Origin of the sequence: Marinomonas ushuaiensis DSM 15871 (genome assembly GCF_000521805.1) — a bacterium.
Lineage (GTDB): Bacteria > Pseudomonadota > Gammaproteobacteria > Pseudomonadales > Marinomonadaceae > Marinomonas > Marinomonas ushuaiensis.
In genome coordinates this window covers 151,286-168,763 of record NZ_JAMB01000008.1, presented here as the reverse complement: position 1 = coordinate 168,763, position 17,478 = coordinate 151,286, and the positions used below count along the sequence as shown (strand labels likewise).

Sequence of the window (17,478 nt, the reverse complement as noted above, 5' to 3'; positions counted from 1 at the left end):
CAAGCTCAACGCGTCAGCGCAAATGTCAGCAAAGACGCTCTTACGACTTATCTTTTATCGTTTTTGCCTGTCTTATGTGAACTCAGTGCATCAGCGTCAATGAAAAATACAGGGTTTTTGAGGTTGTAGGTACTGAATATTGTGTGGGTTCTGTGTTTAGATTTTATTGTTGGTAAAAGGATAAAGTTTGCGAATTTTTCTATAAGTAATGTGAAGAAGGATTGTTTACTGCAGGATACGTAAGAAAAGAGTTTTTCCTGCTGCATCCTTGCAGCGTTGGTTTGTCCCTAAAAAGCGACAGAGCCTCCTTCCTGGAGGCTAAGGCAAGTCCATTTGCCCTCTGTCTGAATAATACTTTAGCGAAACTGTTTATTCAGTGCAAGATCAAAAGATCAAATAATAGACATTTTTCAAGTTTATATGGCAGTGGGCGTTACTTTTATTTTCGTGTTTCAGAAGGTAATACAGAAGGTTCAATGAAGTACTCTCTCATTAAGTTTTTCATTTGATCTTTATTTGCTGAGAGTTTAATACCACAGCGTGCACCTAAGGAGTATGGTTTCACGCTGCGTATGGCCCCTTCAAAATTATTTGCTTTTTTATTATTTCCGATTATTACAGAGCATTTCATATCTTTAAGGTTATCGATTTTATCGATGTTTGAAATTTCAAACATAACCCCAGTTAATGAGATATCTTTAATTAAGCCTGTAAGTTCTAGCCCATTAGATAATTTTAATTTTGCAGGTAATAATGTTGGCACGCGAGTTTGAGAGCGTAGTGAAAATAACTGCACTTGTTTAGGGTAAGCGATGAAAAGAAGTCGAGAGGGTCGAAATGAAATAGTTAATAGTAGTTGTCGAAAGGCAATTATTTGGCCACCATCGCCTTCTATTAACGCTCTAACTACGACAGTGGCGCCATCAGGTAAGTAGTCTGCGGCTTTAGCCAAGCGAGCAGTGCTTGGATAATTTAAAATAATGAATTGGTTTTCTAATAAGCCTACAAACTCTGTTTTTACACGTTTACTGCTGGTTGGCGTCAAAATTTCTAAATCAACCATGCTTCCTGGTGTTAACTGATGAAGCTTGTCTATGTTTGTTCTTTTCATAGCAGGTTTCCAATAGAAGATTATTACTCGCTAGTCTTCTTGTTCAAATATAAATAATCATCTAGTGACGTGGAATATATGATATTAAACTCTGCTTTCAGAAATTACTAGTATATAAATAGAGGTGAGAGCTTTATTGAAAAGCCACTTAATTGAGGTGATTAAGTAATAATTTCAGCATAGAAGCAATAAAATCCGACTGATATTGTTTAGTCGGATTTTGTTTTCTTAGTTTTATGCGAATAGCATTATTTTCTAAGGAAGTTTAACGAGTGCTATCAGCTAGCTCGTTGAGCAATACACGTTGAGCGCTTCTGTATTCGCCTTTTCTTGGTTTAGATAGCTGGTAAGAACCATCACTTTGTAATATCCAGCTTTGGGTGTTATCTGTTAAGTAATACTCTAGTTCTTTTTTAACTCGGCGAGTTTGCTTGTAATCTTGAAGTGGGAAGGCGACTTCAATGCGGTTGTTTAAGTTTCGATCCATACCGTCTGCACTAGATAAATATACTTGAGGATTACGATTGTTATAGAAGTAATAAACGCGTGTATGTTCTAAGAATCGTCCGATAATACTGCGTACCCTAATGTTAGACGATATACCTTTAATTCCTGGGCGTAATGTACAAATTCCACGAATAATAAGGTCTATTTTTACACCTGCTTGAGATGCTTTATATAAAGCTTGTACGAGTCTCTGTTCTGTCAAAGAGTTTACTTTAATGATGATACGTGAAGGATCACCATTTTTAGCATTAGTCGCTTCACGGTCGATCATTTCAAGTAAGCGATCACGTAGAGTAAATGGAGCATGAAGTAATTTTTTTACTTTAAGCTCTTTGCTCATTCCTGTTAATTGCTGGAATACACGATGAACATCGTCGCCAATATCCTTATTACAAGTCATGAAACTATAGTCGGTATAAAGTCGAGCATTACCGGCGTGATAGTTGCCAGTACCTAAATGAACATAACGATTAAGGTTGGCGCCTTCTCTACGAACGATGAGGATCATTTTTGCATGTGTTTTGTGTCTTACGACGCCATAAACGACAATCGCACCAGCGTCTTGTAGGCGACTTGCTAGGGTTAAGTTTTCAGCTTCATCAAATCGTGCTCGTAATTCAATAACAACGGTAACTTCTTTACCATTTCTAGCTGCTTCAACAAGGGCGTTAGCAATAGGTGAGCGTGCGCCTGTTCGATAAAGAGTTTGTCGAATCGCAACAACATTTGGGTCTTTTGCGGCTTCACTCAGTAAATCGATAACAGGGGAAAAACTCTCAAACGGATGCATGAGCAAATAATCACGCTGGCGTACAGCTTCAAATATTCCACCTGAACTAGCAAGTTTTCTTGGTAAACCAGGAGAAAAAGGAGCGTACATTAGGTCAGGGCGATCAACTAATTCAAGCACTGCCATCAAACGGCTTAAATTAACTGGGCCATCAATACGATATAAATCTTGTTGTTCTAAATCAAATTGTTTAAGCAGTGAATCAACAATATGCGGAGGGCAATTTTCGGCGATTTCTAATCGTACTGAACTGCCATAATGTCGGCTTTGTAATTCGGTACGTAATGCGCCTGCTAAATCTACGCCAATGTCGTCAGAATCTACTTCTAAATCTGCGTTTCGAGTGAGGCGAAATTGAAAACAGCCTTTTACTGTCATGCCTGGGAAAAGTTGATCTGCGTGAGCATGAATAATAGAAGATAGGAAAACAAGGTTATCGCCGCCTTCACATACATCGCCTGGTAATTTAACCAAACGAGGTAATGAGCTTGGTGCTGGCACAATTGCAAGTCCGTTCTCTCTCCCGAAAGCATCGCGGCCTTCTAGCTCAACTACAAAGTTGAATGTTTTATTCGCCAATCTTGGGAATGGATGCGCAGGGTCAAGACCAATAGGGCTGATAATCGGCAGTACATTGTCTCTAAAATAACGTTTGACCCAAGTGGCCTGTTTTTCATTCCAGACTGTTCTGCGAATGAACTTTACATTCACTTCTGCAAGTTTGGGTAAAATGATGTCATTAAGAATGCGATATTGACGGCGAACAAGTTTGTGAGCCTGTTCACTGATAAGAGCAAGTACCTTTTTAGGATGCATGCCATCAGGGCCGTTTTTTTCTCGACTATATTCAAGTTGGCTTTTTAAGCCGGCTACTCGAATTTCAAAAAATTCATCCATGTTCGAGCTGAAAATACATAGAAACATCAATCTATTTAAGATCGGATGGTTTTCATCCATAGCCTGCTCAAGCACACGAGCGTTGAATTGTAGGTGGCTTAATTCACGGTTGAAATAGAGTTCTGGGTCAGCGAGATCAATTTCTTCAGGCAAGCGCTCTTCGATCGCTATTTTGGTAGGATCTTGTGGTTGTTCTGGAATTGGCTCTAAAATCAACTCAGCATCAATTTCAACTAGTTGGCTAGGCGTTGACTCTTTTTTTTCGATCTCGTTCACAGACTGCTCAGACATGTACTTCTATTATCTCCAAATATCGCTATATCATGATTTTGGTGTCGTGTTATTACTTACCCTTTAATTTTTAGGTATTTCATAACAAATTACACCAACGCAGCCTGCTGGTCACCGATTCTGTGTACTTATTTTCGCTAAATGCGCTTTTTAAGCAAACGAGCTGCGTCTTTTGCAAAATAGGTTAGGATGCCATCTGCACCAGCACGTTTAAATGCTAAGAGTGATTCCATCATTACCGTGTCTTTATCCAGCCAACCCTTTTCGAAAGCCGCCATATGCATGGCGTACTCACCACTTACTTGGTAAGCAAAGGTTGGTACTTCTAATTCTGTTTTTACTCTGCGGACAATATCCAGATAAGGCATGCCAGGCTTCACCATGACCATGTCGGCACCTTCTTCCAAATCGAGCATGACTTCACGAATAGCTTCGTTAGAGTTCGCAGGATCGATTTGATAGGTGAACTTATTGCCTTTACCAAGATTACCGCTTGAGCCTATTGCATCACGGAATGGGCCATAATAAGCCGAAGCGTATTTTGCCGCGTACGCCATGATTAATGTGTTAATGAAGCCTTCTGCTTCTAGTTCATCGCGAATTTCGCCAATGCGACCATCCATCATATCGGACGGGGCTACAACATCTGCACCTGCTTTGGCATGTGATAATGCTTGCTTAACAAGTGTGTCGACTGTGATGTCATTTAATACGTAACCTGAATCGTCGATGATGCCGTCTTGACCGTGTGTCGTGTAAGGGTCTAAAGCAATGTCTGTTAAAACGCCAAGTTCTGGGAAGGCTTCTTTTAAAGCACGAACCGCACGTTGTACTAATCCATCAGGGTTATAAGACTCTTCTGCGAGTAGGGACTTTTTGTCGCTTTTAATAACTGGGAACAAGGCGATTGTAGGAATACCCAATTCAACTAATTCTTTAGCTTCTTCGAGAAGTAAATCGATAGAAACACGATCAATATTTGGCATCGAAGGCACAGCTTCGCGCACGTTCGTTCCTTCAATAACAAACATTGGATAAATCAAATCATCTGCTGTTAAGTGATGCTCACGCATGAGTCGACGAGAAAAATCATTCTTACGCATGCGGCGCATACGAGTATATGGAAACGTCATCCAATATCTCTCCTTTTCGCTGTTTGTAAATCTACTTGAGTATTGTGACAATATTAAGTCAGTATTCACTTAAAAGCTTTGTGTTAAAGCAATGTTTACGTGTTTCTAGGATTTCTTATACTTTCTCGACATTTATAGCTCAGTTATTTGTGATTCAGCTTCTTCTAATTCCTCTTGAGCTTCGAACCAAGATTCTTCACTTTCGGCCAGAGTTTTTTTCCATTTTGCTTCATCGCTTAGTAAAGCTTGTAGTTTATCCTTTTGTTCGGCTTCATAAAGGGTGCTATCAGACATGGCATCTGAGATTTTATCGAGATGCTCTTGAGCGGTTTGAACGCTTTTTTCGAACTTCTCTATTTTTTTGCGTAAAGGGCGTAGTTTTTCGCGCATTTCAGCAGCTTTACGCCGTTCTTCTTTTCTGTCCGTTTTTTCTACTTTACCGAGACTTTGTTCGCCTTTTTCAATTTGTGCAGCGCTGGTTTGTCGTGCCTGTAACCAAGCGTGGTAAGCGGGTAGATCGCCATCAAATGCTTGGATTTGATTATCAGCTACTAGATAAAATTCATCGACGGTACTGTTTAAAAGGTGACGGTCATGGGACACCAATAAAATAGCGCCAGGGAATTCCTGTAATGCTTCTGTTAGAGCCTGACGCATGTCTAGGTCTAAATGGTTAGTCGGTTCATCGAGCACCAATAGGTTGGGTTTGGTCCATGAAATAAGCGATAAAGCCAAGCGGGCCTTCTCTCCACCAGAAAAGCCTTTTACAGGGCGTAGAGCATCATCACCAACAAACCCAAAACCGCCTAAGTAACGACGAATGTCGCTTTCTAAGACCTTAGGTGACAAACGTTGAATATGAAGCAATGGAGAGGCTTCTAAATCAAGAGCACTCAGCTGATGTTGAGAGAAATAGCCTATTTTAAGATTTTCTCCTGTGACTCTGTCTCCAGATAACACGTTGATTTCGCCAACAATCGATTTGATCAGTGTCGATTTACCTGCTCCGTTAGGGCCAAGTAGACCAATTCGCTGTCCGTCTCGTAAAGTGAAATTGGTCTTCCCAAGCTGAACTAATGCTTGATTAGTCTCAGACATGTAACCTAAATCAGCTTGTGATAAATCGATCAGTTGCTGTGAGGTTTTCTCGGCAACAGGAATAGAAAACTGAAACTGCGAGTCAATATGTGCAGGCCCGATGATTTCCATTTTCTCCAACATGCGCAAACGGCTTTGAGCCTGTTTTGCCTTGTCTGCTTTGTAGCGAAAGCGGGCAACGTATTGTTGTAGGTGTGCACGCTTTTCTAATTGTTTTTCATGGTTAGCCTGTTGCTGAGCAAGATGCTCTGCACGCTGACGTTCGTAGTCTGAATAGTTACCTTTATATAAAGTAAGACGTTTCTGGTAAAAGTGAACAATATGACTACAGATTCCATCAAGAAAATCTCGGTCATGGGAGATTAAGAGTAGTGTGCCTGGGTACTGTCTTAACCAGTTCTCCAGCCACATCACGGCATCTAGGTCCAAATGGTTAGTTGGCTCATCAAGTAACAGAACGTCAGAAGGGCACATTAATGCTTTAGCAAGATTTAGACGAATCCGCCAACCACCAGAGAAGTCTGAAACAGGCTTTTGCATGTCCGACATTTTAAAACCTAAACCTTGGAGAAGTGTTTCAGCTCTGGATTGAGCTGTATAGCCGTGGGCGGTTTCAAACTCGCCTAGCCAAGTTGCATGAGCGTGGTTATCACCACTTTCTTGTGCTTTGGCGATATTGCGTTCAATGAGTCGTAATCTATCATCACCATCTAGGCAATAATCTAAGGCGCTGCGTTGCGTTTCTTCTACTTCTTGAGCCATGAAAGCAATGCGACGATTACTTGGAAGAATGACTTCGCCTGTGTCGGCATGTAGCTCGCCTTTAATCATGGCGAATAAAGAAGATTTCCCGGCGCCGTTTGCGCCAATGAGACCAACTTTCTGACCTTCGAAAATAGTGAGGTCAGCATCTTCAAGTAAAAACTGAGTGCCGCGCTGTAAACTAACTTCAATAAATTGAATCATAAAAACTAGAAATCTCTTATCTCGATTATGAGAAGTAAAAATAGACACTTAAATAGAATGAATAACATTTTAGAGTGCTGCTAGTGTAAACGAAATAGTAAGCAAGCATATTCCCAGTTTATCCATGGTTTAAAGTGGATGATTCCTTAACACGAGGGTAAAATGGCGAAAATATTAATGTGAATTTTTAACTCAGGACGTTTGGACTGAGCAAGGTGTACTTTGTGAATAATGTATCAATAAACGAAATCCAACGCTTTTCATTCGATGACACAAATGTTCGTGGTGAACGTGTACTTTTAAACAGCGCTTATCAAGAAATTATTAAGCGTAAAGAATACCCACTACCGCTAGAGAAATTACTTGGCGAATTTGTCGCTGCAATTGCGCTGTTAAGGGATATCATCAAAATAGATGGTGTGTTATCGATTCAAGCAAAAGGCAACGGCTTTCTATCGACTCTAATGACGGAATGCGACGAGCATCAAAACCTTCGCGGCATTGCTCAATGGGATGAAAATCAAAATGTTCCAGATGTTATTTCGCTAAAAGACGTATTAGCTGGCGGTTATTTAGCTATTACAATTCAGCCGCGTAATGGGCAGCGCTATCAAGGTATTGTTGAAATCATAGGCGATACATTATCTGAATGTCTTGAACAGTACTTTTCTCAATCTGAGCAATTGCCTAGCCGAGTTTGGTTGGCTGCGAACGGTGCTCAGTGTGGTGGTTTGTTTTTACAGCGTTTACCGCATGAGCAATCTAAAGAAGGGGATGAGGACGCTTGGGAGCGTTTCACTCATTTAGCTTCAACGGTAAAAGAAGAGGAATTGCTAGGGCTTGAAACGGAAGAATTATTACATCGTTTGTATCATGAAGAAGAAATTCGCTTATATGATACCAAGACAATGCAATTCGGTTGTTCCTGTTCTCGTCAACGAACTATGGACGCTGTGATGTCTCTTGGCCAAGAAGAAATGCGCGAAATATTGATAGAGCAAGGCAGTATAAAAGTCGACTGCCAATTTTGTGCCGAGAAATATGAATTCACAGAAGCAGATTTAGAAGACGTGCTCGGTGATCAAGCTAAAGTACATTAAAAAATCACGTCTCATTAAAGTCTAAAATGTGGCGTGGCTGATAAGGTCACGCCACGATATCATACCAATAACTTGTTCCTCCTCATCAATAACAGGTAAGCAAGATATATCCACTCTTTTAAACCAAGCAAGAACCTCTTCTATTGGTGTCTCTGCCTTCACGGCAATCGGTTGGCGCGTCATAACTTGATGAGCGACTCGATTGAGGGTGTCTAAGTCTCTTGGTTGCTCTGATAAGCCATCAATAAAAGGACTGATCAATCGCAAAAGGTCTCGATCTGAAATAATGCCTACAAGCTTTCCATTATCAGTAACTGGAAGATGGTGAAATTTATGATTTTCCATAATTTTTTTTATGTCAGGAAGACGGCCATCTATATCCACACATATGACACTTTTAATCATAATATCTTGTGCTTTCATGTTGCGCTCCCTGTTAGCTAAGTGGAGATTTAGTATATTTATATTGAACATTATAATTTTAATATAGCAGCAAAATCGAAGCATGTTTTTTCTTAATGTTGCTAACATCGGATATCTTGCTGCTAAAGACAATAAAATGAGCGCCATCTTGTTTTTTTAAGTGTGAATATATCTACATTCTTATACTAAGGTCTCAAGACATTATTTTAAAAACCCGTATAATCTAGCCAAACCTGCTCAGAACCCTTGATAGGTTGTTAGTTTTTGAACTTGCAGCATTGAAATGCAAGTGAAAACGTTCTGAAGAGAGAGTATAAGAAAGCAATGCAGTACCCTTCGTAATATTTACTGCTGGCCAAAAGCCTATTTTCTTAATACGTCTCAAATCCACAATTGGCTATGACACGGCGAAATCCTATGACCTCAAATTCAGTAGACGTTTTATTAGTCGGGGGAGGTGCTATGAGCACAACCCTAGGAGTGTTACTAAAACAACTTGATCCAACGTTAACCATTACTATGGTTGAACGTTTAGATGGCATTGCAAAAGAAAGCACAGATGGCTGGAACAATGCCGGGACAGGTCATGCAGCATATTGCGAACTTAATTATACTTCTCCAAATGATGATGGCTCAGTCAATATAGATAAAGCAGTGAATATTAATGCCGCTTTTGAGATTAGCCTTCAGTTTTGGTCTTATCTTGTTAAGCAAGGTTTAATGCCAGCGCCACAAGATTTTATCCATCGTGTACCTCACCAAAGCTTTGTTTGGGGGGAACGCAATGTAGATATGCTCAAAGCGCGTCATGCGGCTATGAGTGCACATCCTGCTTTTAAAGAAATGCAATACACAGAAGACCGAGAAAAAATGAGAGAGTGGATGCCTCTTATTATGAATAATCGTGATGATAGTGAACCTCTTGCTGCAACACGTATTGAACATGGTACAGATGTGAATTTTGGTGCGATTGCTCGGAACATGAGTAAGCATTTAGAAGGTTTAGAGAATTTTACACTTAGTCTAAATACGGAAGTAAAAGCGTTAAAGAAAAAAGCGGATGGTCGATGGGATGTTACGATTGAGCAAAATGGCTCTCGTAGCAAAGTAGACGCTAAGTTTGTTTTCTTAGGTGCTGGCGGTGGCGCTTTACCTCTTTTACAAAAAGCAGAGGTAAAAGAAAGTCATGGATTTGGTGGTTTTCCTGTTAGTGGCCAATGGTTAGTTTGTGAAAAACCAGAATTGGTTGAGCAGCACTTTGCTAAAGTCTATGGCGCAGCGCCTATCGGTGCGCCACCTATGTCTGTTCCTCATTTAGACACGCGAATTATTGACGGCAAAAAAGCCATTTTATTTGGTCCATTTGCCGGCTTCACGACGAAGTTCCTTAAAACTGGCTCGCTCTTCGACCTTCCAAAAAGTGTTCGCTTTAACAATATTAAACCTATGTTGAGTGTGGGCAAAAACAACATGGATTTGACTCGTTATTTAATCAGTGAAGTTATGCAGTCTCATAAAGACCGTTGTAATTCGTTACGTCAGTTTTTTCCTGATGCTCAGGATAAAGATTGGGAACTAGCCTATGCTGGTCAACGTGTTCAGATTATTAAGAAAGATGAGAATACTGGTGGTAAGTTGGAGTTTGGGACTGAAGCCATCACTACTGAAGACGGTTCATTGGCCGCTTTGTTAGGTGCTTCTCCGGGCGCATCAACAACGGTTAATACAATGATAGGTATTTTAGAGCGCTGTTTTCACGATAGTTTGGCTTCTGATGAATGGCAAACGAAAATGAAAGAGATGGTGCCTTCTTATGGTGAGTCCTTGGTAGAAAACACAGATTTATTACTGTCTATCCGAGAGCATACTTTAGATACACTAAATCTAAATCCTTAGTATTCGATATAAAGCAATGATTTTTTAAAAGCTGGGTATTTCCCAGCTTTTTTATATGGATTAATTGATATAAATACATCAACACAGAGATTTAACATGACAATGACTTTTGCAGATCGTGCTGATCAATTGTGCGATAAACTACGGGAAATTGAACATCAAGCAGAAGAAGGAGACGAGCTTTTTCATTGCGCTTATCTTTTAGGCTTATTGGGTTTACATAGTAGTATTGAAGGTGATGGTAGTGAAGAATTCGACGCCAATTTCGATGCTATTTTACATGAGACGATAGAGGCCGAGAATTTAACCGAGAGTGATCAAGAATACATTTTGTCATTATGGAAAGCGGTTTGTGAGAACGCCAAATAAATAGAAGAACACACAATTAAAAAAGGGGAGCAATCTTATGATTGTCTCCCCTTTATAATGCCAACGGCAGCTAAATTTTATGGTTCTTATAACTGTGGTTTAGTTGGATGTGGAGCATAAGCAAAAACATCAGAGAAACAGCGATTTTTTGTTAAGCCTTTTAGTTCTAATTGATCAAATGTTCCATAAACCATACCAACTGAGCCGCTGATAAAAGCAACGCTTTTGCTTAAATCAGAATGATCGGTCAAAACAGCTTCATACAACCAGCCTGTTCTGCCATGCCACTCTTCATGTTTATCATTAACGATGACATTCAAAGAAAACTTAGTATCTGTCTTCACGCTGTCTAACCATGAATGTGCGAAGGTATCTTCAAAGGTTCTTACACCCCAATACAAAGACACTTTACCTTGGAAATTTTGTGCTACTAAATCTTCATATAAACTTTTAACTTGAGCAAAACCTGTGCCGCCAGCAATCAATAAAATGTGCTCAGGATTAGAATCTAAAATACCATTTTGAACGTGACAATCACCACCTGGTGCTTTGATTGTGATGTTGTCATTTGACTTTATGTGTTCAACCACTTTGCTTGCGAGCGATTCTGGATCTGAAACCAGAATATATAAAGTTAAATCAGGCAGTTCATGTGGAGCGCTACCAATAGAGTAGGGAACTTGCTCGCCAGATGGTAAAGCGACCATTAAATATTGGCCAGCCTTAAATGAAAAGTCATCTGCTTGTAAGGTGATTTGGTGTACGTTTTTATTAACTAACTCAACTTCTTTTACCTTGGCGGTAATATCTTTCATACAGTTACTCCGATACCGTCGCCGTCCTTTTCAACAAAAACAGACAAACAATAATTCACTAATTTGATTATGTATCTAAAAAAAAGCCACTTTACTTAAGTGGCTTATTTTGTGGTATGCAAAGCAGAATTATTTATTCTTTCCTTTCATTGACTCGAAGAACTCATCGTTTGTTTGAGTTACTTTTAGACGATCAATCAAGAATTCTGTTGCAGCAACATCTTCCATAGGGTTCAAAAGCTTACGAAGAATCCACATGCGTTGTAATTCATCTTCGGAGGTCAATAAATCTTCACGACGTGTGCCTGAACGACGAATATTGATTGCAGGGAAAGTACGTTTTTCCGCAATTTTACGATCAAGGTGAAGTTCTGAGTTACCAGTACCTTTGAACTCCTCAAAGATAACTTCGTCCATTTTCGAACCAGTATCAACAAGAGCTGTTGCGATAATGGTTAAACTGCCACCTTCTTCGATATTACGAGCCGCACCAAAGAAGCGTTTTGGACGTTCTAGGGCATTAGCATCAACACCACCAGTTAATACTTTACCCGAAGATGGAATAACTGTGTTGTAAGCGCGGGCTAGACGAGTGATTGAGTCTAGTAGAATAACAACATCGCGTTTATGCTCAACTAGACGTTTCGCTTTTTCGATTACCATTTCTGCTACTTGAACGTGGCGTGCTGGTGGTTCATCAAATGTAGAAGCAACCACTTCACCGCGAACAGTGCGAGACATTTCTGTCACTTCTTCCGGACGTTCATCGATTAGTAGAACGATCAAATGACAATCTGGGCTGTTACGCGTAATGGCGTTTGCAATATTTTGTAGCATGAAGGTTTTACCCGCTTTAGGCGGAGAAACAACTAAGGCACGCTGACCTTTACCCATTGGAGCAACAAGGTCGATAATACGAGACGTCACATCTTCCGTAGAACCGTTACCTGCTTCCATCAATAGACGTTCATCTGGAAATAATGGTGTTAAGTTTTCAAAAAGAATTTTGTTGCGAACGCTTTCTGGCTTATCAAAGTTAATTTCATTAACTTTTAGCAATGCAAAGTAGCGCTCACCATCTTTGGGCGGACGAATCTTCCCAGCGATAGTGTCGCCAGTACGAAGGTTGAAACGTCTGATTTGGCTTGGGGATACGTAAATATCATCTGGGCCTGCTAAGTAAGAGCAGTCAGGAGAACGTAGGAAGCCAAAGCCATCTTGAAGAATTTCTAGAATGCCGTCGCCATAAATGTCTTCCCCACCTTTTGCATGACGCTTTAGGATTGAGAAAATGACATCTTGCTTACGAGAACGAGCCATGTTGTCTAGGCCCATTTCTGCTGCAATTTCTAAAAGTTCGTGTACTGATTTCTGTTTTAAGTCGGTAAGGTTCATAAATGGATTTTTTTGTATTAGCTCATTAGAGGAAAATTGACGGAATTAGAGTTAAGTAACAATAATTTGTGTCTGGAAGTATTTTACAAAGTATCAGCTATTCGGCACTAAAAAACAGAGAACAATTTAAGTAAGTCTTTTGTTCTTGTTTAACCGCCCGGATAGGGCATAGCCAATACAGCGCGAAACAATTTGATTCGAGTCTGAACAAGACAAATCGTTCGTCTTATCACTGTTGAGACCTTCCATACTATAGTTCGACTTAAAGGCGAGGTCTATAGTCAAATCTCGGAAAAAAAGAAAAACTGATAATTTTTTGATCAAACTCAGAGTTAATCTGAGTTTGATGGCGTTTTTTTGAAAAAATAACACCTTGCTCAGCTTGCTTTTTCTAAAAAATCGTTCGAATTCATAAAACTATCATCTGATATTTCGAATTTTTGAGTACTTTCTTGTCAATGGGGTTGCCGGTAGCTGATATACTCTTCTTTCTATTAAGACTTCTGTAATAAAAAGGCTTTCTGAATGCAATCACTCTTTTTGCAACAATCTCATGACTTTCCCTTTGAAAAAATTGCGGCGATTGACCTAGGGTCAAATAGCTTTCATATGGTTGTTGCTCAAGTTACGCATGGACAACTGCGCATTACTGGGGAGTTTGGTGAAAAAGTTCAGTTGGCCGCAGGGTTGGTGAACGGTCATCTTGATGATGCTTCTCAACAAAGAGGTTTGGATTGTTTAGCGCAATTTGCACAAGTTATTGAAGATATGCCTCCAGGGTCAGTTCGTGTGGTTGGTACGAATGCTCTACGTGTTGCCAGAAATCGATATGATTTCATTGGTAAGGCGATGGATATCATGAGTCATCCGGTTGAAATTATCGCAGGAAGGGAAGAAGCCCGCTTAATTTATGTGGGTGTTTCAAGAACCATGGATCATGGTGATTCAAAGCGTTTGGTAGTGGATATTGGTGGCGGTAGTACCGAGTTTATTATTGGTCAGCAATTGGAGCCAATATTAACTGAAAGTCTTCATATGGGTTGTGTTAGTTTCCGACAGCGTTTTTTTGAAGATGGTTCGATTAATAAGTCTAACTTCCAAAAAGCCGTTACGGCTGCGCGTCTAGAACTCTTAAGTATTCAAGACGATTATTTAGATGAAACATGGGATGTGGCTATTGGTTCATCTGGAACTGCTAAAGCGGCTTTTAATATTGTTAAGGAAAATAATTGGAGCAAAAAAGGTATTACCCCTAAATCGCTCAAACAAATCCAAAAAGCATTATTTCTAGCTGGTCATGCAGACAATATTGATTTGCCGGGTCTCAAGCCTGAGCGTAAAGGTACATTCGCTGCTGGGATTGCCATACTAACGGCTGTCTTTGAATGTTTTGATATCAAGCAAATGGATTTCTCTAATGGCGCACTGAGAGAAGGGGTACTGTATGACATTATGGGGCGTTATGCTGAAACTGATATTCGAGAACGCACAGTCAATTACATGTTGAATCAATATCATATTGATACAGAGCAAGCCAAATTAGTAACACACACCGCATTGTCCGCTTTGGCTCAAGTGAAAGATGATTGGAATCTGGGGAGCATTTCTAGCGAAGATTTACTTCGCTGGGCAGGGTTACTTCATGAAGTGGGTGTTGGAATTTCACACAGTCGATACCATAAACACGGTGCTTATATCATTAGTGAATCAGATATGCCGGGGTTCTCTCAACAAGAGCAGCAAGCGTTGGCTAATTTGATTTTACGTCACCGTCGTAAGTTTACTCAATCACTTGATTACCGTTTCACAAAAAGTGATCAACAAGACCTAGATCGTTTATCTATTCTACTAAGGCTGTCTATTTTATTGCACGATGACAGAAAGGAAGGCGATATGCCTATTTTTACATTGAAAGCGAATAATAAAAATTTGCACGCTGAGTTTCTACCTGAGTGGTTAGATGGTAGGCCTTTAACGCTGGCTAATTTACAACGAGAGGCTGAAGCTCTTGTTTTAAGTGGTTATACACTGACCTTTAGTTAAAGGTCAGTGAGCTATAGATTAAGTTAGTTTATCTATAGATCGGTATAAAGCAGCGACATCCTCTCTGTGTAATCCTGTGATTCTAGATGTCCTGCCAATACTTGATGATATTTGTACCGACTCCTTCCCTGTCTCTTTTTTTTCTGATTCTTTATTTTGACCCTGGCTCAATAATAGTTGTTTGGCTTGGTCAGATAACTGAACTGGATCTTGGTTGTTCTTAAAATCTTGGCGTACGTCTACTTTCTCTGGCTGCAAATAAAGAGAAGTCGTAGATGTATTATTGTTTGATACTGAGGAAATGGACAAAGGATCCACCTTAGATAATTATCTGAGATTCTGTATAGAGTAGTACAAAAAATAAGTTATGCACTTTTGTCTTTGTATTTTGTATATTAGTGTCATTGCTATATCAAGAATGATATTGTCTATACATAAAATTGCAAAAAAAATGTAAATTTAACAGATCAAAAGCCTGCTTTGATATCACATTAACTGGTTAATAGCATGAATGATTATCTGTTGTAAGTAATTTGCTTCAAAAAGGATGCCGCATGAGCCAAGAAAACCTCCCAATAGAACACCTTTATTTCACTGAGACTAATCTAGAGCAAATCTTAGAAAATTTAGACATAGTTCGTAACAGAATTCACCCACCTGTAGTAGATGGAACTGTTGTTAACGATCAGGTCTTTCCTTCTGTTTGCCTTATTGGTTTAGGTCGTTGTGGTTCTAATATCGCGTTAGACGTTGCGTCGCTTGTGTATGAAGCGAGAGCAAATTATATGCGGGAAGTTGAAAGCCAAGAGATGTTGGATGGTGAAGGTGAGTTTCGCCCTTTACGTTGGATTAGAAAACACTTACCGATGGAAGGAAAGGATGGTTTTAAACCTGTCTTTTTAATTGAGCCGATTGTCTTACTTGGTGATTTGGATAAAGATATTGAAGGACGAATACGTTTTTCTAATCAAGAGGGAAGAGCTCAGTTTTTAGAGGAATACAAAAAACTGCAAATAATGGACTTTTCTGAAGTTCATGCTGGTGGTGCCGGTAATGCGCCTATCTTAGGTCAATATTTAGCCAAAATAATTCTTAATAAAGATGCGACCACATTTATTAATGAAGAATGGAAGCAAATGCATTCTTACCTTGTGGATTCATGCGGTATTAAAGCAAATCAATCTCGTCTTTATTTCTATATCTTCAGTGCTGGTGGTGGTACCGGGTCAGGTATGGCATCAGAATTCGGTTTAGCGCAGCAATTTTCTTATTTAAGCAAAACGTTTGACTATCGTTCTGCTCAGAGTCAAAGCCAGCTTGCAGACAAGCGCCATAGCTTTGTATTTGAGCCTATCTTTACGTCTGGTATTTGTATTTTACCGAATATCTCAGGGAAGAATGTTGAAATCTCGGAAGCTTTGCATATTAATGCGGGACGTTTGCTAACGAAATATATTTCTGAAGAATGGAATTTCTCTTATAACGAAGAGCGAGATAATGACGAAGTCCCTGCTGATGTGATGGAGCGTATTCGTCCTTGGAACTCGATGATGTTGATCTCTAATGACATCATGCGTTATGCCGAAGAAGAAAATGGTGGGAACGCGGATAACATCGATGTAAACACCATGGAAAAATATGCAAATCAGTATATTTCTCAGCAAATTTTCAACATTCTAACCGCACAAGCAGTAACAACCGATTACGATGAAGATTACTTCCGTCGTGCGGGAATTGATATTTCTGAAACGATTCGCCTTGATGCCAATGATTTATTTATGAGTTTGGCAGGCCCAGTTGCTGTTGCGTATGCTGAAAGCGTTGTTGGTGAAGGTGTACGTCAAGACAGTGTTGATATTGACGACTTGTTCTGTCGCTCTATTGAATTACCACACTTTAATGCAGATACCTCCGCGATTGAAGGTGTAAGTGTTTTGCCTGTGGAATCAGAAAAATATCGTGAAGCTATTAAGGTCTACAGAAAAAGTGGCTTCGATGCCAGTACATTGAACCACCTACATTTCTTTAAAAACTGTTCATCGATTGTTTCTATTATTTCTTTGCCACGAGACTATAAATTGTCTTTCACTGCATTAAATCGGTTGAAAATGCACTTGAATCGTTTATGTCCAAACACAACTTTGAAGCGTTACGCTCTTGTGATTGGCGCGTCAGCAAACTTGTCATTGACGACACTTATTGCGAAAAGCCCATGTTTAAGTGATGATTTTTTAACACTTATGGTTGCTTACATGAAACGCTGTTTTGCACGTGATGCTTACCGATACACGAATGAAATCGATCAAGCGATTATTAGTATGATTCAAAGTGAAGAGCTTGATGAATCTCTGATTGATGAATATTTCACGACGTATGAAAACCCGGCGAAAATTTTGGATACAAACTGGTATGCAATTAAGCCTATGTACGAGAAAAAATATCGTGAATTAATTGAAAGCCCACAAAGTTTTGTGTCTATCAATGACATCCGCTTGGACATAAATAATGTGAAGAATGCGATTAAATACCTTCGAGAGATTTATCGTCATCGTATCAGTAAAACGAGTGTGCTTACGCTTAATGGCTAGTGTTGTTTAAGTTAAACAAAGTGCTTTCTAAAAAAGGTCACCTTAATTAGGGTGGC

General features: G+C 39.7%; 13 protein-coding genes. 5 read left to right on the top strand and 8 right to left on the bottom strand.

Annotation, left to right across the window (positions count from 1 at the left end; translation table 11 throughout):
* Window positions 1–439: 439 nt before the first annotated feature.
* From MUS1_RS10510 to MUS1_RS10495, 4 genes are all read right to left on the bottom strand, one after another.
* Window positions 440–1,063, bottom strand: a complete 624-nt coding sequence (locus MUS1_RS10510) for a flagellar brake domain-containing protein (protein ID WP_211236455.1) — start codon at window positions 1,061–1,063, stop codon at window positions 440–442.
* Between the two features lie 313 nt (window positions 1,064–1,376).
* The gene (gene ppk1, locus MUS1_RS10505) at window positions 1,377–3,596 is read right to left on the bottom strand and encodes a polyphosphate kinase 1 (RefSeq protein ID WP_156924884.1); all 2,220 of its coding nucleotides are present in this window, start codon (window positions 3,594–3,596) and stop codon (window positions 1,377–1,379) included.
* Window positions 3,597–3,733: 137 nt separating this feature from the next.
* Window positions 3,734–4,729 (bottom strand): porphobilinogen synthase, encoded by a 996-nt coding sequence (hemB, locus tag MUS1_RS10500; protein WP_036162272.1) that lies wholly within the window; start codon window positions 4,727–4,729, stop codon window positions 3,734–3,736.
* 132 nt (window positions 4,730–4,861) lie between these two features.
* Window positions 4,862–6,793, bottom strand: a complete 1,932-nt coding sequence (locus MUS1_RS10495; protein ID WP_036162270.1) for an ABC-F family ATP-binding cassette domain-containing protein — start codon at window positions 6,791–6,793, stop codon at window positions 4,862–4,864.
* Between the two features lie 224 nt (window positions 6,794–7,017).
* On the opposite strand from MUS1_RS10495, the gene hslO reads away from it, so the two are divergent.
* The gene (gene hslO, locus MUS1_RS10490; RefSeq protein ID WP_084035604.1) at window positions 7,018–7,893 is read left to right on the top strand and encodes an Hsp33 family molecular chaperone HslO; all 876 of its coding nucleotides are present in this window, start codon (window positions 7,018–7,020) and stop codon (window positions 7,891–7,893) included.
* A gap of 21 nt (window positions 7,894–7,914) precedes the next feature.
* On the opposite strand, the gene MUS1_RS10485 is transcribed toward hslO, so the two are convergent.
* The gene (locus MUS1_RS10485) at window positions 7,915–8,316 is read right to left on the bottom strand and encodes a CBS domain-containing protein (RefSeq protein WP_036162268.1); all 402 of its coding nucleotides are present in this window, start codon (window positions 8,314–8,316) and stop codon (window positions 7,915–7,917) included.
* Between the two features lie 417 nt (window positions 8,317–8,733).
* On the opposite strand from MUS1_RS10485, the gene mqo reads away from it, so the two are divergent.
* Window positions 8,734–10,212 carry a malate dehydrogenase (quinone) gene (gene mqo / locus MUS1_RS10480; RefSeq protein ID WP_036162266.1) on the top strand — a complete coding sequence of 493 codons (1,479 nt, stop codon included), beginning with the start codon at window positions 8,734–8,736 and terminating at the stop codon, window positions 10,210–10,212.
* A 96-nt stretch (window positions 10,213–10,308) separates the two neighbouring features.
* Window positions 10,309–10,581 (top strand): YfcL family protein, encoded by a 273-nt coding sequence (locus tag MUS1_RS10475; protein ID WP_036162265.1) that lies wholly within the window; start codon window positions 10,309–10,311, stop codon window positions 10,579–10,581.
* Between the two features lie 86 nt (window positions 10,582–10,667).
* Here MUS1_RS10475 and MUS1_RS10470 read toward each other — a convergent pair whose 3' ends face one another.
* The gene (locus MUS1_RS10470; RefSeq protein ID WP_036162263.1) at window positions 10,668–11,396 is read right to left on the bottom strand and encodes an NAD(P)H-flavin reductase; all 729 of its coding nucleotides are present in this window, start codon (window positions 11,394–11,396) and stop codon (window positions 10,668–10,670) included.
* 129 nt (window positions 11,397–11,525) lie between these two features.
* Window positions 11,526–12,791: a transcription termination factor Rho gene (rho, locus tag MUS1_RS10465; protein ID WP_036162261.1), complete on the bottom strand. Its 1,266-nt coding sequence runs from the start codon at window positions 12,789–12,791 to the stop codon at window positions 11,526–11,528.
* Window positions 12,792–13,316: 525 nt separating this feature from the next.
* Between rho and MUS1_RS10460 the strand changes: the two genes are divergently transcribed.
* On the top strand, window positions 13,317–14,834 hold the full coding sequence (locus tag MUS1_RS10460) for a Ppx/GppA phosphatase family protein (protein WP_051436209.1): 1,518 nt from the start codon (window positions 13,317–13,319) through the stop codon (window positions 14,832–14,834).
* An 18-nt stretch (window positions 14,835–14,852) separates the two neighbouring features.
* On the opposite strand, the gene MUS1_RS10455 is transcribed toward MUS1_RS10460, so the two are convergent.
* Window positions 14,853–15,143 carry a hypothetical protein gene (locus MUS1_RS10455; RefSeq protein WP_036162260.1) on the bottom strand — a complete coding sequence of 97 codons (291 nt, stop codon included), beginning with the start codon at window positions 15,141–15,143 and terminating at the stop codon, window positions 14,853–14,855.
* 245 nt (window positions 15,144–15,388) lie between these two features.
* On the opposite strand from MUS1_RS10455, the gene MUS1_RS10450 reads away from it, so the two are divergent.
* Complete coding sequence (locus tag MUS1_RS10450) at window positions 15,389–17,422, top strand: hypothetical protein (protein WP_051436208.1); 2,034 nt, start codon at window positions 15,389–15,391, stop codon at window positions 17,420–17,422.
* The last annotated feature ends 56 nt before the right edge of the window (window positions 17,423–17,478 follow it).

Coding starts and splice junctions, on each gene's coding strand:
- rho (WP_036162261.1), bottom strand. CDS start 12,791: ATGAACCTTACCGACTTAAAACAGAAATCAGTACACGAACTTTTAGAA.
- ppk1 (WP_156924884.1), bottom strand. CDS start 3,596: ATGTCTGAGCAGTCTGTGAACGAGATCGAAAAAAAAGAGTCAACGCCT.
- hemB (WP_036162272.1), bottom strand. CDS start 4,729: ATGACGTTTCCATATACTCGTATGCGCCGCATGCGTAAGAATGATTTT.
- MUS1_RS10470 (WP_036162263.1), bottom strand. CDS start 11,396: ATGAAAGATATTACCGCCAAGGTAAAAGAAGTTGAGTTAGTTAATAAA.
- MUS1_RS10475 (WP_036162265.1), top strand. CDS start 10,309: ATGACAATGACTTTTGCAGATCGTGCTGATCAATTGTGCGATAAACTA.
- MUS1_RS10510 (WP_211236455.1), bottom strand. CDS start 1,063: ATGGTTGATTTAGAAATTTTGACGCCAACCAGCAGTAAACGTGTAAAA.
- MUS1_RS10485 (WP_036162268.1), bottom strand. CDS start 8,316: ATGAAAGCACAAGATATTATGATTAAAAGTGTCATATGTGTGGATATA.
- MUS1_RS10460 (WP_051436209.1), top strand. CDS start 13,317: ATGCAATCACTCTTTTTGCAACAATCTCATGACTTTCCCTTTGAAAAA.
- MUS1_RS10495 (WP_036162270.1), bottom strand. CDS start 6,793: ATGATTCAATTTATTGAAGTTAGTTTACAGCGCGGCACTCAGTTTTTA.
- mqo (WP_036162266.1), top strand. CDS start 8,734: ATGACCTCAAATTCAGTAGACGTTTTATTAGTCGGGGGAGGTGCTATG.
- MUS1_RS10450 (WP_051436208.1), top strand. CDS start 15,389: ATGAGCCAAGAAAACCTCCCAATAGAACACCTTTATTTCACTGAGACT.